Here is a 1,761-nt window from a genome sequence, read left to right on the forward strand (position 1 = left end):
CGGGCCTTGACCCAAGGCCGGGTAGTTAGGGCCTGCGGAGAAACAAGTCGTTGCTTCCGTCGTTGCTCGTCGTTGTTGTGCTATGGAGATGTCGGAGGGGACCGAGGCAGGGCTGGCGGCGAAATTCCAGGCGTTGTTGCCGCATCTGGACGAGCGTCAGCGCCGGTTGGCTATGGGGGCGGAGGCCCGGTCGTTGGGGCATGGAGGGATCCGGGCAGTGGCCCGTGCGGCCGGGGTGCGCGAGGGAACTGTCTCGCGTGGAGTGGCAGAACTGGATTCCGGGGTGGGCCCGTTGGGCCGGGCCCGCCGGGAGGGCGGAGGCCGCAAGCGTGCGGTGGATCTCGATCCTGGGCTGCGGCCTGCCCTGCTGGCCCTCGTCGAGCCGGACATGCGGGGTGACCCGATGTCGCCGCTGCGCTGGACGACGAAGTCGACCCGCCACCTGGCCGACGAGCTGACCCGGCAGGGCCACCGCATCTCAGCGGAGACCGTGGCCGACCTGCTGCGCGAGGAAGGTTTCAGCCTGCAGGGCAACGCCAAGACCGTCGAGGGCAGGCAGCACCCGGACCGCGACGGCCAGTTCCGCTATATCAACGAGCGGGCCAAGGAACACCAGGCTGCGGGGGACCCGGTGGTCAGCGTCGACACCAAAAAGAAGGAAGTCGTCGGCAACTACAAGAACGCCGGCGCCGAGTGGCACCGTGAGGGCGAACCGGTCCAGGTACGGACGCACGACTTCCCGGACCCGGAGCTGGGCAAGGCCATCCCGTACGGGATCTACGATCTGGCAGCGAACACCGGATGGGTCAGCGTGGGCACGGACCACGACACCGCCGCGTTCGCCGTGGAGTCCATCCGCCGCTGGTGGAACAGCCAAGGGCGCGGCGCCTATCCGCACTCCCGGCGGCTGCTGATCACCGCGGACGCGGGCGGCTCGAACGGCTATCGCACCCGCGCCTGGAAGGCCGAACTGGCCGCTCTGGCCCTGGAGACCGGCCTGGAAATTACCGTCTGTCACTTTCCGCCAGGTACTTCAAAATGGAACAAGGTGGAGCACCGGCTGTTCTCCCACATCACGATGAACTGGCGCGGCAGGCCCCTGACAAGCCACGAAGTCATCGTGAACAGCATCGCCGCGACGACCACCGGCACCGGGCTGACGGTGCACGCCGAACTCGACACCACCGCCTACGAGACCGGAGTCCGGATCGTCGACCGGCAGATGGATGCCCTGCCCCTGCACCGCCACGAGTGGCACGGCGACTGGAACTACACGCTGCAGCCCGAGGCGTATGACCAAGTCAGTGACGTACCGGACCCCTTCGACCAGCCCAGCCCCGACCTTGCGTGGCTGTGTCACCCGGCCCTGACCGGAATGCCGACCGAGGAGTGGGACACGCTGATCACCACACTCACCGCCCGCCACGAGGACCAGCGGGAAGCACACCTGGACAAACGGCGCGGCCACCGGCCCCGCCTGGCGGCCCCGGGCACCGGACGGCGCCCCGTCCTCACCCTCGCCGACCGGCTCCTGGCCACCCTCCTCCATTACCGGCTCGGGCTCCCGCAGGTAGCCGTCGCCCGCCTCTTCACCGTCACGCCCTTCACCATCAACCGGCGCATCCGCGACATCCGCCAACTCCTCAGCACGGCTGGACACATCATCCATCGCACTGACCAGCAACTCACCACCCTGGAGCACCTTTACGACCACGCGAGCGCGGTAGGCATCACCGTCCCGCTCAAGATCAAGACAGCGAG

General features: G+C 68.1%; 1 protein-coding gene. It reads left to right on the plus strand.

Going from position 1 to position 1,761, the window contains the following annotated elements; all coding sequences use genetic code 11:
- Nucleotides 1-172: 172 nt before the first annotated feature.
- Nucleotides 173-1,761 (plus strand): ISAzo13 family transposase (locus EES42_RS43965; protein ID WP_241197004.1); only part of this gene is annotated, 1,589 nt, incomplete at its 3' end.

The sequence above is a fragment of the Streptomyces sp. ADI95-17 genome, assembly GCF_003846175.1.
GTDB lineage: Bacteria > Actinomycetota > Actinomycetes > Streptomycetales > Streptomycetaceae > Streptomyces > Streptomyces sanglieri.